The following is a 24,917-nucleotide window of genomic DNA, read 5'->3' on the forward strand; positions in this document are numbered from 1 at the left end:
TTTAAATTGTTAAAGAGCTTAACTTCTTGAGCGTTCCTTTTAAGTAAGGAGCCTCTCGAAGTGGACGGCCATTCTAGCGAATTAACATTCAGTGTCAAACACTTTTTGAAAATTAATTTTTTGTCGCTTTCCGTCTTACTGATTCTTGCTGAAGCCTTGTGGCGTCTGCCGTCTCAGTGGTGTCGCATTATAGGGAACCCTCTCAGCTTAGCAACTACTTTTTCATGAAAAATGAATAAATAGGGGTTAACTGCCTAATAGTTCACCTAAACGTAAAAAAGAGAGCATTTCTGCTCTCTTTTTGCTCAAAATCTAAGGGTATTGTTAGATAAATGCGTAAGCATCAGCGTACATATGGTCACGCTTTGCTTCTTTATTCTGAGTAAATAGGTCTCTTGCAGCGCCCGCCATTTCAAAACGACCTGCAATATAGATATCGAAATCAGCTAATGATTCGAAACTTTGCATAACAGCCTCAAGCACATTACCTGTTTGGCCATGCCAAACTTCCGGTGCTTCTTCTACTACCGGTACAAAGTGCACATTGCTATGCTTTTCTGCAATGCCAACCAACTCTTCTTTAGCATATAACTGGCACTCATCTTTTGCGCCCCAGTATAGGTAGATCTCTTTCGAGCTATTTTGCGCGATGCAGTGATCAAGAATAGAGCGCACGTAGCTGAAACCCGTGCCACCAGCAATAAGTAATAGAGGGCGATCGCTTTCTTCTTTGATCCAAGCATCTCCGTGTGGAGCATCAATCGCAATATCGCCATCTTCAGCTTGTGCCTTCTTCATCGCTTCAACCACTTCTAGTGCGTAAGCGTTGTGCTCGGCAGCACCAATGTGCAGCTCAAGCTCACCTTCGTGGCGGCAAGGGCTACTTGCGATAGAGAATGGGCGCTTATCTTTCTCGCCCATTTCAACCATCAGGTACTGGCCCGCTTTAAAAGCGACCGGTGTTTCTGGGTGAAGTAGGATTTGGTAAGTATTACAAGCCAAAGGCTCGATAGACTTCACTTTACATTTAATAGTCATGTTCTTCCTCTTACTAACCCTTAATCGGCAAAGGTTAGAACTAAATTACTTTCTGCAAATGCTTGGCAAGCAAAAATCCAGCCTTGTTGCTGCTCTTTCTCTGTGAGCATGGGTTCAAGGTGGTAACTCACTTGCCCTTCTAATTTTTTGCACATACACATTGCGCATGCGCCAACTTGGCAACGGTTTGGGAAATAGATATCGCTGTTGAGCGCAGCATCCAAGACCGTTTGCCCTTTTTCTACTGTGAAACTGATGTTTTCTGGGTATAAGACTACTTGGTAGCTCATGAAATTCCTAGCTGTTCCCAGATGCTATCAATCTTTTTCACAACATCAGGATCTTTTGTGATTGGTACACCCCACTCACGCAGGCATTCACCTTCCCACTTATTGGTCGCATCGAGACCCATTTTTGAGTGTCCAGTTTCGTTCTGCAGGAATAACGTATCTCTCGCCGGATCCATTCTTGTCGTTACAGACCAAATGATGTCATTCCAATCACTCACATTGACATCGCCATCACACACGATAACAAACTTGTTCTCATCAAATTGAGACCAAACCGCTTCCATGATTTTCTTACCATTACCGGCAGCTTGCTTATCAATAGACACCACAACCATGCTGGCATTGTCGTTTTGCAGGTGAACATCAATAATTTCAGGATGAACCTTGGTTAACTCAGCCAAGCTACCCTCAATATGTTCACTATTTACAGGTGCTGTTTGGACATCTGGCGATAACGCTAACTCTGCGTCCCACTTCTTAGTCATATCTAGACCCATCTTAGAACCTAACCCAACCACGGGTGAGGCAAAATCCAATGAATCGATCGGCGTGTTCTCTATCATCAGGCTATCGCGTGACGGATCCATATGTTCGCACATCGCTGCGGTTACTTGAGACCAATCACGTGCATTCACATCTTCATCACACACCAATACAAATTTGGTGTACATGAATTGGCGTAAGAAAGACCATACACCCATCATCACTCGCTTAGCGTGACCTGGGTATTGCTTCTTCATGGTCACGACTGCCATTCGGTACGAACAACCTTCAGGCGGTAGATAGAAATCTTCAATCTCTGGGAACTGCTTTTGAAGAATAGGCACAAACACTTCATTTAGCGCAACACCCAATACCGCTGGCTCATCAGGTGGACGGCCAGTATAGGTGCTGTGATAGATAGGGTTCTCGCGCATGGTTACATGAGTAATAGTAAACACATGGTGCTTTTCTTTCTCGTTGTAGTAACCAGTATGATCTCCGTAAGGCCCTTCATCTGCGAATTCATTCGGGTCGATGTAACCTTCCATCACGATTTCTGCACTTGCGGGAACTTCTAAGTCGTTGCTGATTGATTTAACGACCTCAGTTTTACTACCACGTAGTAAGCCTGCAAACGCGTACTCAGATAAACTATCCGGCACTGGCGTAACCGCACCAAGAATGGTGGCAGGATCAGCACCAAACGCTACCGATACTGGGAATGGTTTCCCAGGGTTAGTTTCCATCCAATCACGCAGATCCAATGCTCCACCACGGTGGGCTAACCAACGCATGATGATTTTATTCTTGCCGATCTTCTGCTGACGATAGATACCTAAGTTTTGGCGTTTCTTGTTTGGACCACGAGTAACCGTTAAACCCCATGTTAGCAATGGCGCGACATCATCAGCCCAACAGCTCATCACAGGGATTTTATCTAGGTCGACGTCATCGCCTTGCCATACCACTTGTTGGCAAGCCGCTTTGCGAAGGCGTTTAGCTGGCATGTTTAAGACTTGCTTAAACACAGGTAGTTTATCAAGAGCGTCTTTAAAGCCTTTTGGTGGCTCAGGTTCTTTTAGGTAAGCAAGCAACTTGCCCACTTCACGCAGTTCTTTGACTTCTTGACGTCCCATACCAATAGCAACCCGATTAGGTGTACCAAATAGATTGGTCAAAACGGGCATGTCATAGCCTACTGGATTTTCAAACAAAAGAGCCGGGCCACCAGCACGTAGAGTACGGTCGCTAATCTCGGTCATTTCGTAGTCTGGATCGACTGGGTGAGAAATGCGTTTCAACTGACCAATACTTTCAAGATGGTCGATAAAATCACGTAAATCTTTAAAACTCATAGGACTTCTACATGCTGATTATTCTGCGCTCAGTATATCAAAAAGGGTGACGCTGAGGTCCCCCTTTTTAGTGTGGTTATTGAGAGGCAAAATCCACTTTACGGTAATGCTTGCTCGATCAAAGAACTCTTCACCTGAGGGTTATCATTGACGAGATCTTGCAACCATCGCGTATGACCTTGTTTGGCGAGTTCACGCGCAACTAATGGTGCTTCATCAGCAATCGCCATCCTAGAGACAAGGAACAGCTTCACCTCTTCTGATAACGGGTTAACTTTGGTAAGCAAAGTAATCGCTTCATCTTTCAAACGCGGGTTCTTAGTCGCTGCCATCACCTGTTCAAGCGCGAACGTTTGTTTGGTTTCAGCAAGGCGAACTAGCTCAGCTTGGCTATGATAATCGGCCTTCATTCGCCATAGAATTTTGTAAACCTCTGGGTCTTCGCTCACTTGCGCTAATCGAACCACCACCTCAGTAGAAGGTAACCAACTAACAATAGAAGATGCGGTGAGTTGCTTAGTTAGGTAATCAACCGCTTCAGGAGACAAACTGTCTAGCTCTCTAATGAGCAACGCTTCTCGCGTTTGAACTTGATGTTCAGATCCAGATAACCACTCTTTTAGGTCGAGTTCCTGTTTCTCTGCATCTAGCACAAATACCAATGTCTTCTGATCTTGACGCCATTGTTTAATAAGGCGATTAGCAATTGAAGGGTAATTAAAGGCAGGTACCGTAAACTCATAGCCATCGCCACGTTCTAAGACTTGATAAGTGGGCGTGATAGCAAGTTGCTGCTCGATGAAGATAGACATCTTGGGTGTGAGTACGATTTTTTGCTGTTCAAGCTTCTTCAAGAGTTGGTAACGAGCCACCTCTTGCTGGGGAAATGTCAGGCGCTCAAGCGCAAAGCGTAGCGAATTGACTTCGTCACGTACGACAAGCTCTAGTAGTTCAGCAGTTTTCAGTTTTACTTGATCATTCTCAAGCCAAGACTCTACTGTAAGTGGAGACATCTCGGTGGCATAGCTCATACCAACCGGTGAAAATAACAGTGAAGTAGACAGGAGTAATGATGACAACAGTCCATGTTGCATTTTAACGTCCTTGTAACACTTTTGCTCATTCTGCAAGCTGGCGCTACAAAATGCAAATAAAAAGCGCCACCCGAGGGCAGCGCTTATTAAATACGATCAGCTAATCAATATTACTGACGACGCATTGCGTCAAAGAACTCATCGTTCGTTTTCGTCATTGCTAGCTTGTCGATAAGGAATTCCATTGCGTCGATTTCGCCCATTGGGTGAACAATCTTACGCAGGATCCACATCTTCTGTAGTTCATCGTTCTTGGTAAGAAGCTCTTCACGACGAGTACCAGAGCGGTTGAAATCAATCGCTGGGAATACGCGTTTTTCAGCAATCTTACGGTTAAGGTGCAGTTCCATGTTACCTGTACCTTTGAATTCTTCGTAGATAACTTCATCCATCTTAGAACCAGTATCAACCAGTGCTGTTGCGATGATCGTTAAGCTACCGCCTTCTTCTACGTTACGTGCCGCACCGAAGAAACGCTTTGGACGATGTAGAGCATTCGCATCAACACCACCAGTAAGAACTTTACCTGATGAAGGAATCACAGTGTTGTAAGCACGAGCTAGACGAGTAATAGAATCCAGTAGGATAACTACATCTTTCTTGTGTTCAACAAGGCGCTTCGCTTTCTCGATAACCATTTCTGCAACTTGTACGTGGCGAGATGCTGGCTCATCGAATGTTGAAGCAACTACTTCGCCTTTAACTAGACGCTGCATTTCTGTTACTTCTTCTGGACGCTCATCGATAAGTAGAACCATTAGTTCACACTCAGGATGGTTACGTGCAATGCTTTGAGCAATGTTTTGCAGAAGCATTGTCTTACCCGCTTTAGGCGGAGCAACAATCAGACCACGCTGACCTTTACCAATTGGAGATGCAAGGTCAAGAATACGAGCCGTAATATCTTCAGTCGCACCATTACCCGCTTCCATCACCATACGTTCGTTAGCGTGAAGAGGAGTAAGGTTTTCGAAAAGAATCTTGTTACGTGCGTTGTCTGGCTTGTCGTAGTTAACCGTGTTTACTTTAAGCAGTGCAAAGTAACGCTCACCGTCTTTAGGTGGACGGATTTTACCGCCAATAGAGTCACCTGTACGTAGGTTAAAACGACGAATTTGGCTTGGTGATACGTAGATATCATCTGGGCCAGCCAGGTATGAACTGTCGGCGCTACGTAGGAAACCAAAACCGTCTTGAAGAATTTCTAGAACACCATCACCAAAGATGTCTTCACCACTTTTTGCATGCGCTTTAAGGATGGAGAAGATAATGTCTTGTTTTCTTAGGCGAGCTTGATTTTCAAGACCTAAGCTTTCGCTAAGTTTAACAAGCTCAGACACAGGTCTGTTCTTCAGTTCAGTAAGATTCATAGTGGTGGAAGTTTGTTTAGTCAAAATAGGATCTGTTTTCTTAAGTTAAGAAGGATTTGGTCACAGGATCGACCAAGAAGAGAAATTCGTTCAATTAACGTGCGATAAATTAGCACTAAAACTAAGACTAGTCCATAGCTTAGAAAAAACAAAACCGCGCATTTGTTAACTGCACGGTTTCTTTTCAAATGCTGACCTGATTAAAGGTTAGCGTCTAAGAACTCTTTAAGTTGAGTTTTAGACAATGCACCAACTTTAGTTGCTGCTACGCCGCCATCTTTGAAAAGAAGTAGCGTTGGAATACCGCGAATACCAAACTTTGGTGGAGTACCAGCATTTTGGTCGATATTTAATTTACCGATTGTGAGCTTGCCTTCGTACTCGTCTGCGATTTCATCAAGAATCGGCGCAATCATTTTACATGGACCACACCATTCTGCCCAAAAATCAACAAGAACAGGGCCTGCAGCGTTGATTACATCGTTATCAAAACCGTCATCAGTTAGCTGCAAAATCTTATCACTCATCTTCCACTCCAATGTATTTTTTAGAACTGGTTGGATGATAACCAGTAAATAGATGCCCTATTGGAATGTATTTACTTTCGTATTGCAAGCTTAAGCTGATATTCTATAGCAATGAAAAAGACGCATATCACAGAGCAAAAGTTCGCCGACTTGGATTTACTTCCGCAAGTCATTGAAGGATTGGAGAAAAAAGGGTTCGATTATTGTACCCCTATCCAAGCCTTGGCGCTCCCGGTACTGCTCACCGGCCAAGACATTGCAGGCCAGGCCCAAACGGGTACTGGTAAAACGCTTGCGTTTCTTACTGCTACTTTTAACCACCTGCTAAAAACATCTGAGCATGAAGGGCGTAAGCCTAACCAGCCACGTGCGATTATTATGGCACCAACGCGTGAACTCGCGATTCAGATCTACAACGATGCTGACTCTCTGGTTGAAAGCACAGGTATCAAAGCAGCATTAGCTTACGGTGGCGAGAGCTACGACAAGCAACTAGGTAAGATCGAAGAAGGCGCAGATATCTTAATTGGTACGACTGGCCGCATCATCGATTTCTACAAGCAGAAGGTATTTAACCTTAACCACATTCAAGCTGTTGTTCTTGACGAAGCTGATCGCATGTTCGATCTTGGTTTCATCAAAGACATCCGCTTCTTGTTCCGCCGTATGCCTGAGCCAAAAGATCGCCTGAACATGCTGTTCTCTGCGACATTGTCTTACCGCGTACAAGAGCTAGCGTTCGAACACATGCACAACCCAGAGCATGTTGTTGTTGAGCCAGAGCGTAAAACAGGTCACCGCATTCAGGAAGAGCTGTTCTACCCATCAAACGAACACAAAATGGCACTGCTGCAGACTCTAGTTGAAGAAGAGTGGCCAGAGCGCGCTATCATCTTCGCTAACACTAAGCACAAATGTGAGTCTGTTTGGGGTCACCTAGCTGCAGATGGTCACCGTGTTGGCCTGCTAACTGGCGATGTTCCTCAGAAGAAACGTGAAAAGATTCTTGAGCAATTCACTAAAGGTGATGTTGACCTGCTTGTCGCAACCGACGTTGCAGCACGTGGTCTACACATTCCTCAAGTAACACACGTATTCAACTTCGACCTACCTGATGACTGTGAAGATTACGTTCACCGTATCGGCCGTACAGGTCGTGCTGGTGCAAGTGGTCACTCGATCAGCTTTGCTTGTGAAGATTACGCAATCAACTTGCCACCAATCGAAGAATACATTGAGCACGCGATCCCTGTGTCTGACTACGATGCTTCTGCACTGCTAGAAGATCTACCAGCACCATTGCGCTTACGTACACGTAACCCGCAACAACGCCGCTCAAACAACAATGGCCCACGCAACGGGAACCGTAAACCAAACCAGAACCGTCGCCCACGCCAACCGCGTCATAACAAGGAAGCTTAGTCGCTTATGAGTCAAACAGTGTCACCCCCGCTTTACGCTGCAATCGACCTCGGGTCGAACAGTTTTCATATGCTCGTTGTGCGTCATATCGATGGCAGCGTACAAACCATGGCTAAAATTAAGCGCAAAGTGCGTTTAGCTGCAGGCTTAGATGAAAATAATGCGCTTAGTACAGAAGCCATGCAGCGCGGTTGGGACTGTTTGAGTCTCTTTGCAGAGCGACTTCAAGATATTCCGAAAGAAAATATCCGCATTGTCGGTACAGCGACCCTACGTACTGCTATCAATGTGGATATATTTCTAGAGAAAGCGAACCAGATCCTTGGTTACGACATCAATGTTATCTCCGGAGAAGAAGAAGCTGCGACTATCTATAAAGGCGTAGCACACACTTCTGGTGGCAGCGGCCGCCGACTGGTCGTTGATATTGGTGGCGCAAGCACCGAAATGATCATAGGTGAAGGCTTCTCAGCAAAAGCACTAACTAGCCTGAAGATGGGCTGTGTTACCTGGCTTGAGCGCCACTTTAAAGATCGCCAATTAACCGCAACCAACTTTAACAATGCCATTGAAGCGGCTAAGTCTACGTTGGCTCCTATCCTAGAGAGCTACACTGATATCGGATGGGATGTGTGTGTTGGTGCCAGTGGTACCGTTCAAGCACTGCAAGAAATCATGTTGGCGCAAGGCATGGATGAAGTCATTACTCATGCCAAGCTTAAGCGTTTACAGAAACAAGCTATGATTACCGAGCGCTTGGAAGAGCTAGAAATAGAAGGATTGACCCTAGAGCGTGCATTAGTGTTCCCAAGTGGCCTTTCTATTCTTATCGCTATTTTTGAGCTACTTGAAATTGATTCAATGACACTCGCAGGCGGTGCACTCCGTGAAGGCCTAGCCTACGAGATGGTGGATGAACTTCGCCAAGAAGATATTCGTGCGCGTACCATCAAGAGCGTGCAATCACGTTACCAAATGGACGTAAGCTACGGTGAACAAGTTGCTGTAGTCGCACAAACTCTGTTAGAGCAAGCGGGCGCCGAAGAGTGGGTTTCAGAACCTCAAGCTGGCGTGCTATTGCAAACCGCAGCTAAGCTTCATGAGATTGGTTTAACCATCGATTTCAAAAAAGGCGGCGAGCACAGCGCTTACCTACTGCAGAACTTAGACCTGCCAGGCTTTACTCGAGCGCAAAAGCACTACTTGGGTGAGTTAACACGTCGCTACCGTGAACAGTTAACCTCATTGCCAGAGCAACATGCAATCTCAGGCACCAGCAGCAAGCGTATTTTACGAATTCTGCGTTTAGCTATTTTGCTGACCCACCGTCGCAATCCAGCGTTAGAGCCTGAGTTTAAGCTTGCAACCGATGGTAACAATCTGACCTTAACGCTTTCTAAGCAATGGCTAGCAGACAACCCGCTGACCGCTGCTGAGCTAGAGATCGAGTCGAATAGACAAACCGATATTGGCTGGCCATTGAATATTGAATGCCTCTGATATTAATATCTGACGCTAGAAATTAAAAAAGCCCAAGTTAGTAGACTAACTTGGGCTTTTTCTTATCGCTGCATTAATGCTTTGTGTTACAAATCTCAAACTTAAGCGTTAACACCTGTCGCTTTAAAATCAGGGTTCACTGCGGTTAACTTCTTAACCACGTAATTAAGAAGCACACCGTACATTGGAACAAATAGACCTAAGCTGATGATAAGCTTGAATCCGTAGTCGACCAACGCAATTTCAGTCCAGTGCTCAGCCATGAATGGATCTGGGCTTTGGTAGAAGGCAATCGCAAAGAACGCGATGGTATCAATGGCATTACCAAAAAGTGTCGAACACGTTGGCGCAACCCACCATTGCTTCATTTGGCGTAAGCGGTTGAACACATGCACATCCAAGATCTGACCGAGCAAATAAGCCATGAAGCTTGCCGCTGCGATGCGTGCAACAAACAGGTTGAACTCGCCTAGTTGGCTAAAGCCTTGGAATGAACCTTCAAAGAACACCACAGACAATAAATAAGAAACGGCCAGTGCAGGCAACATCACTAAGAAAATGATTTTACGGGCAAGCTGCGCGCCAAAAATGCGTACGGTCAGATCGGTCGCTAGGAAGATAAACGGGAAAGTGAAAGCACCCCAAGTGGTGTGCATACCGAAGACGGTAAAAGGTAGCTGAACCAGATAGTTGCTTGACGCAATAATCACCAAATGGAACAAAACTAATAGTGCTAAGGCTTTGCGCTGTTGCGCAGGGGTAAAGTTACTCATGCTGTACCTTTTTAGTTTGGTTTGGGGGTGAGGGAACCCAAATCGAGTCATTTCTTCGAATAATCCAAGAAAGCTCTTACCAATAATGTGAATTAAAAAATGTATCTAAAAATTGCTCTGCTGAGCGGCGGGCGATTATACATTAATCAATATTGGCTGCAACGGTGAGAACAAACGCAAACGTTTATTCTCACTTTTATTGGTGAATAGCTCTAGAAGCTGTGTTTTAGAAGAGATGCCAAAAGTTAAAAACCGCGCTTGAAAAGCGTCGCGAGATAATCAAACTCTTCTCGGCTTTCTTCAGCGTTTAACGACTCAAACCAAATTGATTCACTGTAATGTTCGGACTTTAAGAACATTCGGCAATATTCAAAATCAATCAACCAAGAATGCATATCGGCGTCCCATTGCTTTTCAACAACTGACGCTGACAACAACGCCACCAGCTTTTCACCTAGCACTTCATAAGAATCAAAATCAAAACTTGGAGACGTAATCAATAAACGCCCTTCCTCAGCTAAATACTCTCTTAAGCCAAATTCTGTTTGTGTTGTCATGTCCCTATCAACCTTATTCTTTTTCTATTAGTTAGACGTTTCTCGCAAACTAGCCGTGTGTGGTGATGTGTTCTTGAATCAGATCTAGGAATGGGTCTGCGTACTTATCGAGTTTACGTTGACCGACACCGTTGACTGCCAGCATTTCTCCGTATGAAGTAGGTAGTATTTCAGCCATATCAATCAAGGTCGCGTCACTGAATACCACATATGGTGGCAAGCCATCTTCATCAGCAATCGACTTACGCAGCTTACGCAGTTTCGCAAACAGCTTCTTATCGTAATTCTTGCTGCTTAACTTATCGGACTTAGCATTACGCACCGCTGTATCTAAACGAGGAACAGCTAATTCCAAAGACATCTCACCGCGCAGCAGCGGGCGGGCTTCTTCTGTTAGCTGTAAAGTTGAGTTACGAGTGATGTTCTGGAACAGCAAGCCTTTATGAATCAGCTGACGGAAGATACTGATCCAGTAATCATGACTGTGATCGCGGCCAATACCGTAGGTAGATAGCTTATCGTGACCATTATCGCGGACACGGATGTTCTGCATGCCTCGCATTACTTCGACCACGTAGCCCATACCAAATGACTGATTCACACGGTACACACAAGACAACGCCTTCTGTGCTTCTTGGGTCGCGTCAAAGTGTTTTGGTGGATCTAAGCAGATATCGCAGTTGCCACATTGCTTCTCGCGATATTCGCCAAAATAGTTAAGCAGAACCTGACGACGACACGTTTGCGCTTCAGCAAAGGCACTCATCGCATTCAGCTTGTGCATCTCAACTTGTTTCTGTGGGCCTTCTTCTTTCTCATCTAGCATACGACGCAGCCAACCCATATCAGCCGGGTCAAACAACATCATCGCTTCAGCAGGCAAACCATCACGACCTGCACGGCCTGTCTCTTGATAGTAAGACTCGATATTACGTGGGATATCAAAGTGCACCACGAAACGTACGTTGGGTTTGTTGATGCCCATACCGAAAGCCACAGTCGCGACCACGATCTGAATATCATCGCGTTGAAAGGCTTCTTGAACGTAAGCACGCTCATCGGTGTCCATACCAGCGTGATAACCCGCGGCGCGAATACCGTTATTGCACAGCTTCTCGGTCACCATCTCCACTTTCTTACGGCTACCACAGTAGATGATGCCGCAATTGCCCTTTTGTGTTTCTAGGTAGCGAACCACCTGTGACACGGGTTTGTGCTTCTCAACCAAGTTGTAGCGAATATTAGGGCGATCAAAGCTGCCTAAGTAAGTATGCGGGTCCAGGAGCTGTAAGCGCGAGATAATATCTTTGCGCGTCGCATCATCAGCGGTTGCTGTGAGCGCCATGTAAGGCACATGCGGGAAATACTGTTTAAGCTGACCTAATGATGCGTATTCAGGGCGGAAGTCGTGACCCCATTGAGAGATACAGTGCGCTTCATCGACTGCAATCATCGAAAGCGGTAAACCTTGAAGACGCTCGATAAAATCACGCATCAACACACGCTCTGGTGACACATACACCATTTTCAGCTGACCTGAGTTCATACGATTGAACACATTCAGCAATTGGTCACGTGGCATTGAAGAGTTAATACACTCAGCGGCAACACCATTGGCCTTCAATTGGTCGACTTGGTCTTTCATCAACGAGATCAGCGGTGAGATAACCAGAGTCAGCCCTTCACGAACCAAAGCCGGAATTTGGTAACACAGAGATTTACCACCACCGGTTGGCATAATCACCAAGCTGTCTTTGCCTTCAACGGCCAAATCAATGACCTCTTGCTGACCATCGCGAAAGCTTTGATAGCCGAACACATCTTGCAAGATGGTTTGCGCATCATTCGCGGGAGTTGGTATTTGCTCAGCAATCAGAGTGGCGGTCATTGTGGTTCCTAATCGAGGTATGAAATCAGCAAGCATCTTCGGCAAGCAAGTCGCACATTGTAGAGGGGAACGCTGGCGAATTAAACCGCAAATTGTTAGGTGAAAAGGGTTATCGCTCCTATACTGACCAACTCTCTTATAAATCTTATTAATAAGCACTCAGTGCTAGAGAAAGATGCATGACACAGGAAGAACAACAACGTACGCGCCAAGGAGTTTTGCTTGCCGTCGGCGCTTACACAATGTGGGGTATCGCCCCTATATATTTCAAATCTTTAAGTGACGTTTCCCCGTTAGAGATCCTCAGCCACCGTGTAGTATGGTCTTTTTTCCTACTCGCTTTCTTACTGCACATTGGCCGCAGCTGGCGTAAAGTCCGCGACACCTTGACCTCAAAACCAAAAATGCTCTATTTGGTAGCGACGTCTATTTTGGTGGGTGCTAACTGGCTGATCTTTATCTGGGCGGTGAATTCCAATCACATGCTCGATGCCAGTTTGGGGTATTACATCAACCCTCTGATTAACGTGTTACTTGGGATGCTCTTCCTCGGCGAACGCTTACGTAAGCTGCAATGGTTTGCTGTGGCTCTTGCTGCGATTGGCGTATTAATCCAATTAATTGCCTTCGGCTCAGTACCGATCGTCGCCATTGCCCTAGCCTTTAGCTTTGGCTTTTATGGCTTGCTGCGTAAGAAAGTCAGCTTAGAAGCACAAACGGGTCTGTTCATTGAAACTCTGGTGATGCTGCCTCTCGCCGCAACCTACTTACTGTTTATTGCCGATAGCCCGACCTCAAACTTATCGATGAACCCGATGCAACTCAACCTATTACTGGTTGCTGCCGGTGTGATCACCACGGTTCCATTGCTGTGTTTTACTGGCGCTGCAACTCGCTTGAAGCTATCAACACTCGGTTTCTTCCAGTACATCGGTCCAAGCTTGATGTTCTTACTGGCGGTTCTGATCTACGGCGAAGCCTTTACCTCAGATAAAGCGATCACCTTTGCTTTCATATGGGGAGCACTGGTTATTTTCAGCTTTGATGGCCTGCGTAACAACAAGAAGAACAAACGCGCGAAACAGTGATATTGATCGTTTTTTACAAGACAATCCCTTAATACGCAGATAAGCTTGGTTGAATTGATGACTATTTGACCAAGCTTTTTTGTACCATGGATAAAGTCCACTACTACTCTACCCCAACAGAAGATATCAGCCTGATCCAAGCTCAATACCAAGAGTTTGCTTTTCAGCGTCACTATCATTTGGACTTTCACATCGGCTTAATTACCCAAGGGCAGCAAAAATTCGCCTATAAAGGGGCGAGCCACCATGTCGGTGCAGGCCAAGTGGTTATCATGCCACCTGATGAGCTGCATGATGGGCACTCCAAACTCGATTCAGGTTATCAAGTCAGTGTGTTTGCAGTTTCTCCTCAATGGTTTCAAGATCTTGCCGATCCCAAGCAAAATGGTCACACATTAGGCTTTTCTGAGTTGATCCTCTCCGATCAAGCTGCGTTTTTACAATTACGCAACTTACACGGCCTGTTAATCAATCAAAGCATCAGCCAACTCGCTCAAGATTGCTTACCATTCGAGGGGTTCTCAACGATTGTCGATCGTTATGCAAAATTTGGATCGAAGAGTGACATCAAACTGGGTAATCAATCGATTAATACACTCAAAGACTATTTGATGGCGAATTTGGACCAGCCAATGCGATTAGAACAACTGTCTGAGCTGTGCGGCTTAACCACAACTCAATTCCAACGCCACTTTAAGAACAGAATGGGCATCACCCCTTACGCGTGGCTGAGCCGTTTACGTATGGAACAGAGCATGCGCCTGATTAAATCTGGGATCTGTGGTACTAAAGTCGCGCACCAAGTAGGCTTCTATGATCAAGCACACTTCTCCAAGGCATTCAAAACCACATTCGGCGTACCACCCTCACAAATCAACTAAGTGTTGATAATTTACAATTGCTCGATTTCAAATCGCGGTAAGCTACGCTCAATACGATTACTTATTTAATAATAGCGGTAACGTTATTGAGAACTGACATGAACGAAGTCACCATACTGATCACCCTCGCCTCTATCCATTTCATCGCTTTGATGAGCCCCGGCCCTGACTTTGCGTTAGTCGTGCAAAATGCGACACGCCACGGCAGACAAACAGGCTTGTACATTGCGCTTGGTTTATCTTGCGGGATCTTACTGCATTCGTTGCTCAGCCTGACGGGAATCAGTTACCTAGTCCACCAGCAACCAACCCTATTTGCCATTATCCAGTTGGCTGGCGGTAGCTACTTGCTGTACTTAGGCTACGGTGCACTTAAAGCAACCTGGCAAATCATTCAGAACCACGACGATGACGACGATACCGTCAATGCCAAAGATCTGATTCTGACCAACAAGCGTCAGGCATTTTCGAAAGGGTTTGCGACCAATATTCTCAACCCAAAAGCTTTGGTGTTCTTTATTAGCTTGATGTCGAGCTTAGTGCCTGCCGACATGTCTCTATCAGGTAAAGGCTTTGCGCTTATTATCTTGTTTGGTCTGTCTCTGTTTTGGTTTTCACTACTGGCGTGGATGCTTTCGACTAAGGCTCTACAGAAGAAACTTAGCGAAGCAACGGTATACATCGATGGCTTATGTGGCGTGGTATTCAGCCTGATTGGCGCGAGTATTCTTTGGCAGTCGCTGTCCGGTTTAATCGCTTAAATTCGAATCAAGATTACAATTCGTTAACAACGCACTGGCTATCTAATCTTTCCGCTGCCAATCTAGCTCTGCATATTAAAAGGAGAAGATCATGCAGTGGAAAACAAAACTAACAACCCTCGCCACTTCTACCCTACTTTTTGCCTCTCACGTCAGTTGGGCAAATCAAGCTGCCGATTCCGTCGCACCCGAACAAAGTAGTGGTTTAGAAACCAAACAACTCGTTAAAGCCAACGATTGGATGGTCACCGCAGCCAACCCTCTTGCAACACAAGCCGGTGCTGATGTACTTGCCCGTGGTGGTAACGCAATTGACGCCATGGTTGCCGTGCAGCTTATGCTTGGCTTAGTGGAACCTCAGTCATCAGGTATTGGTGGCGGCGCGTTCCTTGTCTATTTTGATGGCAAAGACAAACAGCTCAAGACCTACGATGGCCGTGAAACTGCGCCACTTGATGCCACCCCACGTCTATTCCAAGACGAAAACGGACAACCGCTTAAATTCTATGATGCCGTGGTTGGCGGTCGTTCTGTTGCCACGCCGGGCACGGTGCAATTGCTGTGGGACACTCACCAGAAATACGGCAAGCTCGAATGGGCATCACTGATTAAACCTATCGCTCAGTTAGCTGAAGAAGGTTTTACTATCAGCCCACGTTTAGCCACCTTGATCGAAAACGACCAAGAACGTCTGAGCCGCTTTGCGACAACTAAAGCCTACTTCTTCAATGCCGATGGCAGCCCGAAAGCCGCTGGCACGCAACTTAAGAACCCTGAATACGCGGCAACGTTACACGCTATCTCGAAGGATGGTGCTAAAGCTTTCTACCAAGGTGAGATTTCTGCCGACATCATTAACACAGTACAAACAGCGAAAGGTAACCCGGGCGTATTGGCACAGAAAGATTTCGACGCCTATTCGATCAAGCAGCGCGAACCGGTTTGTTCTGCTTATGAAAGCTACGATATTTGCGGAATGGGGCCACCAAGTTCAGGTGCGTTAACGGTTGGACAAATCCTTGCAATGACTGAGCAGTTTGACCTCAAATCATGGGGGCCAAACGACGCAAAATCTTGGCAAGTGTTAGCAGACGCTTCTCGCTTAGCCTTTGCAGACCGTGGTATGTACATGGCAGACCAAGATTATGTGCCTATGCCAACCCAAGGGTTAGTGAATACTGACTATTTGCAGGAGCGTGCTCAGTTAATTACCGCAGGTAAGGCATTAGACAGCGCACCTTCAGGCACCCCACCGTGGGATCATGCGATGCAGAGAAGCCAAGATGTTTCTATTGAGTTGCCGTCCACCAGCCACTTCAACATTGTCGATAGTGATGGCAATGTCGTATCGATGACTACCACTATTGAGAATGCCTTTGGCTCACGTTTGATGGTTAGAGGTTTCCTACTCAATAACGAACTAACCGACTTCTCATTCAAGACTCATAACGATGGCAAACCTATCGCGAACCGACTTGAACCGGGTAAGCGCCCACGTTCTTCAATGGCACCGACTATCATCATGCAAGACGATAAACCTTACATGGCAATTGGCTCTCCGGGAGGCAGCCGTATCATCGGTTATGTGGCACAAGCGATCATTGCTCACACCCAATGGGACATGGATATCCAACAAGCGATCAACCAACCACACTTCCTAAATCGCTTCGGTACCTTAGATTTGGAAAAAGGAACATCAGCGGAAAACTTCAAACCTGAGCTAGAAAAGATGGGATTTGAGGTCAACGTTCGCGATCTTAACTCGGGTTTACACGCTATTCGCATCACAAAAGATGGTCTAGAAGGTGCTGCAGACCCTCGCCGTGAAGGTGCAGCTATTGGCCAATAGGGAATAATCCTCCCTTTTTACTCGCAGCCTTGTGCGAGATCTCTCACAAGGCAGTGAGTAAATATCGATATTTGATGACGAAATTAGTCACCCATAAACCGTAACCGATTGAAATTAAACAATACGTACATTTATCATTCAAATAATTATATAGAAATTCGCTTATGCACCATTGCTGATAAATAAGGAATCGGTAATATGAATGGTGTCGGAAGGATGCTGACACGGAACAGGAAACGCCAAGGACTTGGTTATCTTCAGGATGAAGATTCGATTACTCAGGATGAATAATCGGCATGGATAGCGAAATGGACATTGAATGGACGCAATAGTAACTAGGATGGTTGCTACTAAGGAAAGACAATGGACACCTCTGGACGAGGAAAGGACTGAACATCAGGATGATGTCAAGGACACCGCTCAAGGAACAAGTGACGCGCGCTAACGAGGATTGTTGGCAGATCAGGATAAGATCAAGGACACCGCTAGGAAGGCGACGAAAGGAATACGCTGAAGGATAACAGCACACTATCATGGATTTGATGCATGGAGCACACTTAGTAGCCGGATTGCTGCGAGTAAGACTATAGACCCCGATGAGCGCAAGCTCTCGGGGTTTTTCTTTATCTGTCGCTTCACTTATCCCTCTCTCAATCAAGTAAATCAAAGACCTTTGATTACAATTCGGACATTTAAAGCATTCACTTCTTAACCACTTCCGAGTAACGTAAGTCTTACTAGGCTCAACTAGTTTCATAACCATAATTAAATTAAGGACAAATTCATGTCACACGTTACCTTCAAAGGCGCTGCTGTACCGCTAACTGGCACATTCCCACAAACTGGCGAACAGGCACCAAGCTTTGCACTTGCTGCAGGCGATCTTTCTGAACTGACTCTTGCTTCTCTTGAAGGCAAGAAAGTGGTTCTAAACATCTTCCCAAGCATCGACACAGCAACTTGTGCAACGAGCGTACGTACGTTCAACGCAAAAGCGGCAGAACTTGAGAACACGGTTGTTGTTTGTATTTCTGCTGACCTACCATTTGCTGCGGGTCGCTTCTGCGAACTAGAAGGCATTGAAGGCGTTCAACACGCTTCGACTTTCCGTTCTCCTACATTCGCATCAGACTACGGCGTAGCGATTGCTGAAGGTCCGCTATCAGGCCTAACTACACGTGCAGTTGTCGTTGTTGATGAAAAAGGTGTGGTAACACACAGCGAGTTGGTTGCAGAGATCACTGAAGAACCAAACTACGAAGCGGCACTTGCAGCACTGTAAGTCTCCTTTCTAGGCAGGAATGCCTTAAGCTCGGAACCTGCCTATTTAGACTGGTTTCGAGCAATAAAAAAGAGCAGCCATTGGCTGCTCTTTCTGTTTTTAATGCGGATTACTTTTGAATGCTGAACGGTTTTTAAAGACCAAACTGCTTTTTAGATATTAAAGTAATAGATTAAAGCTGCTCTAAACGCGCGTAAGCCGTTACTAACCACTTAATCCCTTCACCATTAAACGCCACTTGAACTCGGCTTTGTGGGCCACTTCCTTCGAAGTTGATGATGGTGCCTTCACCAAACTTAGGGTGCTTCACGCGAGAGCCCAAGCTAAAGCCTGTTTCATTGAAGTTCTCTTTCACAGCGGTTTGGCTAAAGCGACCACTGCTTGCAGGGCGGCTGACTTGCGCTTTCATACGCACTTCATCCAGACAGGTTTCTGGCAGCTCACGAATAAAACGTGATGGCTTATGATATTTGTCCTGACCGTACAGACGACGCATCTCAGCATAAGTGATGTAAAGCTTCTCCATCGCACGGGTCATGCCTACGTAACACAGGCGACGCTCTTCTTCTAAACGCCCCGCTTCTTCGGCCGACATCTGGCTTGGGAACATGCCTTCTTCGACACCCACCATGAACACCATTGGAAACTCTAGGCCTTTAGCACTGTGCAAAGTCATTAACTGAACCGCATCGTCAAACTCATCGGCCTGACCTTCACCCGCTTCCAAAGCTGCGTGAGTTAAGAACGCCGTCAGCATGCTCATCTCATCCGCTTCTTCCGGCTTTTCAAACTGGCGCGTTGCCGTTACCAATTCTTCCAAGTTCTCGATACGTGCCTTCGACTTCTCACCCTTCTCTTGCTCGTACATAGCAAACAGACCCGACGATTTAATCACGTGGTCGGTTTGTTCATGCAGGCTAAGTTCCAACGTGTCATCTTCAAGCGCATTAATCAGCTCGATAAAACGACTTAATGCGCCCGCAGCACGACCGGGTAGCACTTGCTCTTCTATCAAAGCAACACTGGCTTCCCACATGGTTGCACCACGATCACGAGCAGCAAGACGAATCGTTTCTAACGTTTTATCACCCAAGCCACGCGTTGGCGTATTAACCACACGTTCAAACGCGGCATCATTACTGCGGTTGCTCATGAGGCGCATGTAGCTCAAGGCGTCTCTGATTTCTTGACGCTCGAAGAATCGCATGCCGCCGTAGATTCGGTAAGGTAGACCACCTTGGATCAAAGCTTCTTCAAGAACACGAGATTGGGCGTTATTACGATAAAGCATCGCGGTATCTTCTAACGCACCGCCTTTCTCTTGCCACTCTTTGATTTTGCTGACCGTGAAACGTGCTTCATCTAGCTCGTTATAAGCTGAGTACACAGAGATTGGCTCGCCATCGTTACCATCGGTCCACAGCTCTTTACCCATACGTTCGGTGTTGTTCGAGATAAGCTCGTTCGACGCCTGCAGAATGGTTTTAGTTGAACGGTAGTTTTGTTCAAGTCGAACCGTCGAAGCTCCTGGGAATTCATCCAAGAACTTCTGAATATTTTCGATCTTCGCACCACGCCAACCATAGATAGATTGGTCATCATCACCTACGATCATCACGCGACAATCTGGGCCAGCCATCATCCGAAGCCAAGCGTATTGGATGTTGTTGGTATCTTGGAATTCATCGACAAGGATATGCTTAAAGCGTGCTTGGTAATGCTCTCGAATGTGTTTCTTATCGCGTAATAGTTCATGCGATCTCAGCAAGATTTCCGCAAAGTCGACCAAACCAGCACGGTCACATGCTTCTTGGTAAGCAGAATAGATCTTTAACCACGTTTGAGTTATTGGATCATGGTAGGCGTCAATGTGACTTGGGCGTAACCCCTCGTCTTTCTTGCCATTGATCCACCAAGAAGCTTGCTTAGCAGGCCACTGCTTTTCATCGAGGTTTTGCGCCTTGATTAAGCGGCGTAGCAAACGAATCTGATCATCAGAATCAATGATCTGGAAATCTTCTGGCAGTTTTGCATCTAGGTAGTGAGCACGAAGGATGCGGTGACAGATACCATGGAAGGTGCCGTTCCACATGCCTGACGAACTACCCATCATCAACTCTTCAATACGACCACGCATCTCTGCTGCCGCTTTGTTGGTGAAGGTAACCGACATAATAGAGAACGGTGATGCTTGCTCTACGCTTTGCAGCCAAGCGATACGATGCACCAACACTCGCGTTTTACCACTGCCTGCACCTGCCAGAATAAGTAGGTTTTCTAAAGGTGCCGCGACCGCCTCACGTTGTTTATCGTTTAGGCCATCGAGTAAAAGCGAAGGATCTATCATTGGATATGCTCACTACTGGGTATTTATACATAAAAGTTGATTATAACCTAAACACTAGGCTGCGTTTAGGATAATAAGAAGAAAAAACAATCAAAAATTAACATCATTAATTCAATAACTTAAGAGATGAAACATCATTAATATTGATAATTTTTATAATACCGTGAAATTATTTCCCGGTTGTTCCAATCCTTTTTAGTAAGCAAGTTAACAATCCATTAACCTGCGATATGAAAATACTATTAAGTCCTAGAGGGAATGACTATGAAAAATTCTAATCTTGCTGTTACAGCTGCAATCACAAGTGTACTAGCGTTCGGCGGTGCAGTTCTTACATCAGCACCTGCGGAAGCAGCAGCAAAAGAAAAATGCTACGGCGTGGCAAAAGCTGGCCAAAATGATTGTGCAACCAAAACAAGCTCATGTGCGGGTACAGCAAAAGAAGACAACCAATCCGATGCGTTCGTAGTCGTACCTAAAGGGCTATGTGGCAAATTATCAGGTGGTAACACTCAATCATCATAATTGAGCTGCTTAGTATGGTGAGCTGACATTCAGCTCACCTCCACTTCTTGTTAGGAGAATCGTTGTGACTCAAACTCTTCACCCCTACGCAGGGGTTGGCCTTAGAACACCGCACTTGGACTTCTTTAGCCAAAATCCAGCCTTAGTAAGTTGGTTAGAAGTTCACAGCGAGAACTACTTCTTAGCTCAATCACCGCAACGACAACAACTCAGAGAAATTCGTCACGCACACAACATCAGTTGTCACGGTGTTGGGTTGTCGCTAGGTTCTGTTGAGCGCATCAATCAACATCATCTTGTGCAATTAAAAGAGCTCATTGATGATATCGAACCCTTCTTGGTTTCTGATCATCTCAGTTGGAGTCAGACAGGTGGTCATTACTTCAATGACTTGCTACCGCTGCCTTACACAGAAGAAGCATTGGAAGTCTTCTGTCGTAATGTCATCGAGGTTCAAGACAGCTTGCAACGCCCGATGTTGATTGAGAACCCATCGAGCTACCTATCCTTCAAGCATTCTACTATTCCTGAGTGGGAGTTTTTGGCTGAGGTACAAAAGCGTACTGAGTGTCGCCTACTGCTCGATTTCAATAATATTTTCGTCTCATCTTTTAATCATGGCTTTAGTTGTGAAGAGTACTTAAACGGAATACCAGCAGACAAAGTTGAAGAGATTCACTTGGCAGGTTTTACCAAAAAGAAGCTTGAACAAGGTGAGATCTGGATAGACACACACAGTAAACCTGTCTGTGACGAAGTGTGGAAACTCTACACTGACTGGGTTGCACAACATGGTTTGCGCCATACCTTGATTGAGTGGGATCTCGATATCCCAGAGCCACAAGTTTTATTGGCTGAAGCAACCAAAGCCAGTGATATCTTGTATCAACACGACAAGTTCAACCAAAGGAGTCGCGCCTCATGAGCCACTCCCTAGCAGAGGTTCAATTGGAGTTTGCTAACGCCCTACGCTATCAAAACAATGGTGAGTACTGCGACATAGTGAGCGACCATTTTACCGATGAACAACGCATCCAGATTTACCGTAATAACTTTGTGATCAGCTTGAGCGAAGTTCTGGCAGCAACCTACCCACTCACTGAAATGTTGGTTGGTGAAGAGTGCTTCCAACAGATGGCTCGTCAACATGTCTTACATTATCCATCGACCTCTGGTGATGTCAGTGGTTACGGTGAACACTTTGAACAGACTATCCAAGCCTTTCCTGCCGTTATTGAGGCTGCACCTTATCTCGGTGAAGTGGCTTTGTATGAATGGCAGAAAGATAGCTTGGTAAGGTTTTCGTCACAAGCACATGTCGACCAGAGACCTCTTTCTTGCCTTGCAGATGTACCACAAGAGCAACAAGGCGCTTTAGTCTTTCATCTCAAAGATTCAATAACACTGATTCATTCTAGTTACACGATTATCGCGCTTGAACACGCCATCTATCAGCAGCAACTTGATGGGCTAGACATCAACCAAGCTGAATTTGGGGTGTTAATCCGAGCTGAGAATTCACAGGTTGAGAGCCATAGTTTGAGTGAAGAGAGCCACCAACTCCTCACTGAATTGCAATCAGGTCGAACACTCTCAGCAATCGATCCTTTATTACTACAACATCTGAATACTGTTATGGCGCTAAACGTCATCTCAGGTTTTTCAATCAATGCCGAATTGGAGGCATAACATGGATAACAACACAGTCACGAACATGATGGCTCAATACGACAGTTTGATTGAGAAATCACAGGCACTTTTTGTTCCAGTGCTTCTACTATTTTGTCGCCTTTGGGTGGCGTGGGTATTCTTTAATTCTGGACTCACCAAGATAGCTACTTGGGATAGCACGCTTTACTTGTTTGAATTGGAATACCAAGTGCCACTGCTACCTTGGGAATTGGCTGCTTACATGGGCACTGCCGCTGAGTTAATTCTACCGATGTTTTTAGCGCTCGGTTTATTAACACGACCTATGGCTGCGGTGTTGTTCGTTTTCAATATCATTGCTGTCGTGTCTTACCCTGTATTGTGGGATCAAGGCTTCTACGATCATCAGCTTTGGGGGTTAATGATTCTTATCGTTGTCGTGTGGGGCGCAGGACCATTCTCACTTGATAGAGTTTTGAAAGCGCAGTTCAGGAATTAAAATAAGTTTTCACCTCTTTTGAACTGCTAAAGCTAAATGCTACAGCCCAAACGCAAGAAACCACTCAATTGAGTGGTTTCTTTTTTAACTGGGATAAGCTTACTTATTTAGAAAAGCTTGTAGCTCTTCAGCAGAGATGCCTTGCTCTGCAAGTTCTTTTGCCAATAGCTGAACCTGCTCACCCTTACGAGACTCTACCACACGCTGAAATTGGTAAATGATATCTCGCAAAGTATCGATTGGAACTTGTTTTGCCGCACTGCGAATACGCTCTTCACTTTGGTTGCCTAGCTCTTTAAGCAGTTTACCAAACATGACCTTTTCAGGTGCATCTTCCATTTGTTCTAAGACGCGCGCCATTTCGTAGGTTGTTAATGACATTACAGTATTTTCCGTTGGGGACTAACGTTTCAATGAGTGACAAATATACCATGTTTTAACGTTTCGAAAACCGCCATTTGTATATTTTGTCACCCTTGTAACTTATGCCTTAGCAAACGTCGTGTGCCAAGACTTACCCGCTTTGCTCGCAAGCACTAATAACGCAGGAACAATCAGGAACATTTGCAGAGCAATCATCACTTGCGACGTTAAATCAAGACGTTGCATGGTACCCACAAGAAGCCCTGAACCGCTCATTTGGAACAAGCCAAGCAGCGCAGCAGCTGTACCCGCACGGTCACCGAAAGGTTCTAGAGCTTTACCTGCCGCAGCACCAAGAATCCAAGCAAAGCCAACTGACGATAAGAAGATCGGTAGCATGAACGCGATTGGAGTAGCGTGCTCAGCAAGCACCAACATAATCACACCCGCTAAGCCCAGCGTCGAGATACCAACCACCAGTGCTTTATAGGTACCAAAACGGTCCATAAATTTAGGTGCAGTAAACGCAGCTGCAATGTTGATGGCCGCATTAACACCAAACCAGAAAGTAAACTCTTTCATGGTCAGGCCTAGGTTTTCCATCAACACAACTGGTGCAGAGGTTACATAAGCGAGGATAACCGCCATCGCCATCAGACACAAGGTTGCGTGGAAAAGGAATGATGGTGTTTTCAATACTGACCAGTATCGCTCAAGCTTGAATACCGCAACCTTTTCTGTCGCAGGGTTAGACTCTTTCATTTGGAAGAATAAGATAGTGCCAACAACGACAGCAAAGACTGCCATAAAGCTAAAGTTCGAGCGCCAACCAAATTGATGTGTTAACCAAGCGCCAAGAATGGGTGCCAAAGCAGGAATAAAACAGATTGCACCATTAAGGTAGCTGATCATACGGCCACTCTTCTCTGGGCCAAATAGATCGCGAACCGTTGCAAAGGCTGCTACAGAAGTCGCACAAGCTCCTAAGCCTTGTAGCAGCCGAGCCATTAGCATCATATCAATCGATTGAGCTGCCCACGCCAAGCAAGCACTCAATGCATAGATACTAACACCTCCCAATGCAACGGTTCGACGTCCTAGCTTATCAGCCAAAGGGCCAGCAAATAATTGCCCGACACCCATGGCGAATAAAAACCAGGTAATCGTATCTTGTGCTAGTGCATGTTCCACGTGAAACGCTGTCGAAATTTGTGGCAGAGCTGGTAGGTAGATATCAATAGCCAGAGGGCTAAATAAAACCAACATTGCCAATAAAGCAACCTGCAGTTTACTAGGGGTTGGAAGCGCGTTAGAAGGCACAAGATTCTCCGAATGAGTTAATTTAGGTGCATAATAACCAACTAAAGATATGAAC

At 45.7% G+C, this 24,917-nt stretch carries 23 protein-coding genes; 11 read left to right on the plus strand and 12 right to left on the minus strand.

The features are described 5' to 3' along the window. Nucleotides 1-324: 324 nt before the first annotated feature. From fre to trxA, 6 genes are all read right to left on the minus strand, one after another. The gene (gene fre, locus AB4351_RS14940; protein ID WP_017059251.1) at nucleotides 325-1,038 is read right to left on the minus strand and encodes an NAD(P)H-flavin reductase; all 714 of its coding nucleotides are present in this window, start codon (nucleotides 1,036-1,038) and stop codon (nucleotides 325-327) included. Nucleotides 1,039-1,058: 20 nt separating this feature from the next. Next, nucleotides 1,059-1,328 carry a 2Fe-2S iron-sulfur cluster-binding protein gene (locus tag AB4351_RS14945; RefSeq protein ID WP_008224727.1) on the minus strand — a complete coding sequence of 90 codons (270 nt, stop codon included), beginning with the start codon at nucleotides 1,326-1,328 and terminating at the stop codon, nucleotides 1,059-1,061. Continuing rightward, entirely contained in the window at nucleotides 1,325-3,166 is a 1,842-nt protein-coding gene (gene ubiD, locus AB4351_RS14950; protein WP_372126430.1) for a 4-hydroxy-3-polyprenylbenzoate decarboxylase, read from the minus strand. The genes AB4351_RS14945 and ubiD overlap by 4 nt, the downstream gene beginning before the upstream one ends. A 98-nt stretch (nucleotides 3,167-3,264) precedes the next feature. Continuing rightward, entirely contained in the window at nucleotides 3,265-4,260 is a 996-nt protein-coding gene (locus tag AB4351_RS14955) for a hypothetical protein (protein ID WP_017059249.1), read from the minus strand. A gap of 110 nt (nucleotides 4,261-4,370) precedes the next feature. Continuing rightward, nucleotides 4,371-5,630, minus strand: a complete 1,260-nt coding sequence (rho, locus tag AB4351_RS14960; RefSeq protein WP_017062978.1) for a transcription termination factor Rho — start codon at nucleotides 5,628-5,630, stop codon at nucleotides 4,371-4,373. A gap of 200 nt (nucleotides 5,631-5,830) precedes the next feature. Further along, on the minus strand, nucleotides 5,831-6,157 hold the full coding sequence (gene trxA, locus AB4351_RS14965) for a thioredoxin TrxA (protein WP_010440700.1): 327 nt from the start codon (nucleotides 6,155-6,157) through the stop codon (nucleotides 5,831-5,833). Between the two features lie 111 nt (nucleotides 6,158-6,268). Between trxA and rhlB the strand changes: the two genes are divergently transcribed. Together rhlB and gppA are read left to right on the plus strand one after the other, a co-directional pair. Then, nucleotides 6,269-7,579, plus strand: a complete 1,311-nt coding sequence (rhlB, locus tag AB4351_RS14970) for an ATP-dependent RNA helicase RhlB (RefSeq protein WP_017062979.1) — start codon at nucleotides 6,269-6,271, stop codon at nucleotides 7,577-7,579. Nucleotides 7,580-7,585: 6 nt separating this feature from the next. Further along, nucleotides 7,586-9,079 (plus strand): guanosine-5'-triphosphate,3'-diphosphate diphosphatase, encoded by a 1,494-nt coding sequence (gene gppA / locus AB4351_RS14975; RefSeq protein ID WP_372126432.1) that lies wholly within the window; start codon nucleotides 7,586-7,588, stop codon nucleotides 9,077-9,079. A 101-nt stretch (nucleotides 9,080-9,180) separates the two neighbouring features. On the opposite strand, the gene AB4351_RS14980 is transcribed toward gppA, so the two are convergent. The 3 genes from AB4351_RS14980 to recQ all read right to left on the minus strand — a co-directional run bounded on the left by AB4351_RS14980 (nucleotide 9,181) and on the right by recQ (nucleotide 12,297). After that, nucleotides 9,181-9,852 (minus strand): 7-cyano-7-deazaguanine/7-aminomethyl-7-deazaguanine transporter, encoded by a 672-nt coding sequence (locus tag AB4351_RS14980; protein WP_004736638.1) that lies wholly within the window; start codon nucleotides 9,850-9,852, stop codon nucleotides 9,181-9,183. 245 nt (nucleotides 9,853-10,097) lie between these two features. Continuing rightward, nucleotides 10,098-10,409, minus strand: a complete 312-nt coding sequence (locus tag AB4351_RS14985) for a DUF3630 family protein (protein WP_372126434.1) — start codon at nucleotides 10,407-10,409, stop codon at nucleotides 10,098-10,100. Nucleotides 10,410-10,458: 49 nt separating this feature from the next. After that, on the minus strand, nucleotides 10,459-12,297 hold the full coding sequence (gene recQ / locus AB4351_RS14990; protein ID WP_017065746.1) for an ATP-dependent DNA helicase RecQ: 1,839 nt from the start codon (nucleotides 12,295-12,297) through the stop codon (nucleotides 10,459-10,461). A 179-nt stretch (nucleotides 12,298-12,476) separates the two neighbouring features. On the opposite strand from recQ, the gene rarD reads away from it, so the two are divergent. The 5 genes from rarD (at nucleotide 12,477) to tpx (ending at nucleotide 18,158) form a co-directional block, all read left to right on the plus strand. Continuing rightward, nucleotides 12,477-13,385 carry an EamA family transporter RarD gene (gene rarD, locus AB4351_RS14995; RefSeq protein WP_017061330.1) on the plus strand — a complete coding sequence of 303 codons (909 nt, stop codon included), beginning with the start codon at nucleotides 12,477-12,479 and terminating at the stop codon, nucleotides 13,383-13,385. A gap of 86 nt (nucleotides 13,386-13,471) precedes the next feature. Continuing rightward, nucleotides 13,472-14,266 carry an AraC family ligand binding domain-containing protein gene (locus tag AB4351_RS15000; RefSeq protein WP_372126436.1) on the plus strand — a complete coding sequence of 265 codons (795 nt, stop codon included), beginning with the start codon at nucleotides 13,472-13,474 and terminating at the stop codon, nucleotides 14,264-14,266. 98 nt (nucleotides 14,267-14,364) lie between these two features. Next, entirely contained in the window at nucleotides 14,365-15,027 is a 663-nt protein-coding gene (locus AB4351_RS15005; RefSeq protein WP_017061328.1) for a LysE family translocator, read from the plus strand. Between the two features lie 91 nt (nucleotides 15,028-15,118). Next, entirely contained in the window at nucleotides 15,119-16,876 is a 1,758-nt protein-coding gene (gene ggt, locus AB4351_RS15010) for a gamma-glutamyltransferase (protein WP_017062985.1), read from the plus strand. A gap of 784 nt (nucleotides 16,877-17,660) precedes the next feature. Further along, entirely contained in the window at nucleotides 17,661-18,158 is a 498-nt protein-coding gene (tpx, locus tag AB4351_RS15015) for a thiol peroxidase (RefSeq protein ID WP_136977131.1), read from the plus strand. 172 nt (nucleotides 18,159-18,330) lie between these two features. Here the strand turns inward: tpx and uvrD are convergent, their stop codons facing one another. Further along, on the minus strand, nucleotides 18,331-20,505 hold the full coding sequence (uvrD, locus tag AB4351_RS15020; protein WP_017061325.1) for a DNA helicase II: 2,175 nt from the start codon (nucleotides 20,503-20,505) through the stop codon (nucleotides 18,331-18,333). Nucleotides 20,506-20,769: 264 nt separating this feature from the next. Between uvrD and AB4351_RS15025 the strand changes: the two genes are divergently transcribed. The 4 genes from AB4351_RS15025 (at nucleotide 20,770) to AB4351_RS15040 (ending at nucleotide 23,179) form a co-directional block, all read left to right on the plus strand. After that, on the plus strand, nucleotides 20,770-21,030 hold the full coding sequence (locus AB4351_RS15025; protein WP_004736650.1) for a DUF2282 domain-containing protein: 261 nt from the start codon (nucleotides 20,770-20,772) through the stop codon (nucleotides 21,028-21,030). A gap of 64 nt (nucleotides 21,031-21,094) precedes the next feature. Beyond that, the gene (locus AB4351_RS15030; RefSeq protein ID WP_017061324.1) at nucleotides 21,095-21,955 is read left to right on the plus strand and encodes a DUF692 domain-containing protein; all 861 of its coding nucleotides are present in this window, start codon (nucleotides 21,095-21,097) and stop codon (nucleotides 21,953-21,955) included. Next, a complete protein-coding gene (locus AB4351_RS15035; protein ID WP_017061323.1) occupies nucleotides 21,952-22,719 on the plus strand; it encodes a DNA-binding domain-containing protein in 768 nt (255 codons plus the stop codon). Before AB4351_RS15030 ends, AB4351_RS15035 begins: the two co-directional genes overlap by 4 nt. Before the next feature lies 1 nt (nucleotide 22,720). Next, on the plus strand, nucleotides 22,721-23,179 hold the full coding sequence (locus AB4351_RS15040) for a DoxX family protein (protein WP_017061322.1): 459 nt from the start codon (nucleotides 22,721-22,723) through the stop codon (nucleotides 23,177-23,179). Nucleotides 23,180-23,278: 99 nt separating this feature from the next. On the opposite strand, the gene AB4351_RS15045 is transcribed toward AB4351_RS15040, so the two are convergent. Together AB4351_RS15045 and AB4351_RS15050 are read right to left on the minus strand one after the other, a co-directional pair. Further along, nucleotides 23,279-23,560, minus strand: a complete 282-nt coding sequence (locus AB4351_RS15045; protein WP_009848181.1) for a hypothetical protein — start codon at nucleotides 23,558-23,560, stop codon at nucleotides 23,279-23,281. A 102-nt stretch (nucleotides 23,561-23,662) separates the two neighbouring features. Next, nucleotides 23,663-24,862 (minus strand): multidrug effflux MFS transporter, encoded by a 1,200-nt coding sequence (locus AB4351_RS15050; protein ID WP_372126438.1) that lies wholly within the window; start codon nucleotides 24,860-24,862, stop codon nucleotides 23,663-23,665. Nucleotides 24,863-24,917 lie beyond the last annotated feature (55 nt).

Origin of the sequence: Vibrio sp. 10N.261.51.F11 (genome assembly GCF_041471665.1) — a bacterium.
Taxonomy (GTDB): Bacteria; Pseudomonadota; Gammaproteobacteria; order Enterobacterales; family Vibrionaceae; genus Vibrio; species Vibrio crassostreae_C.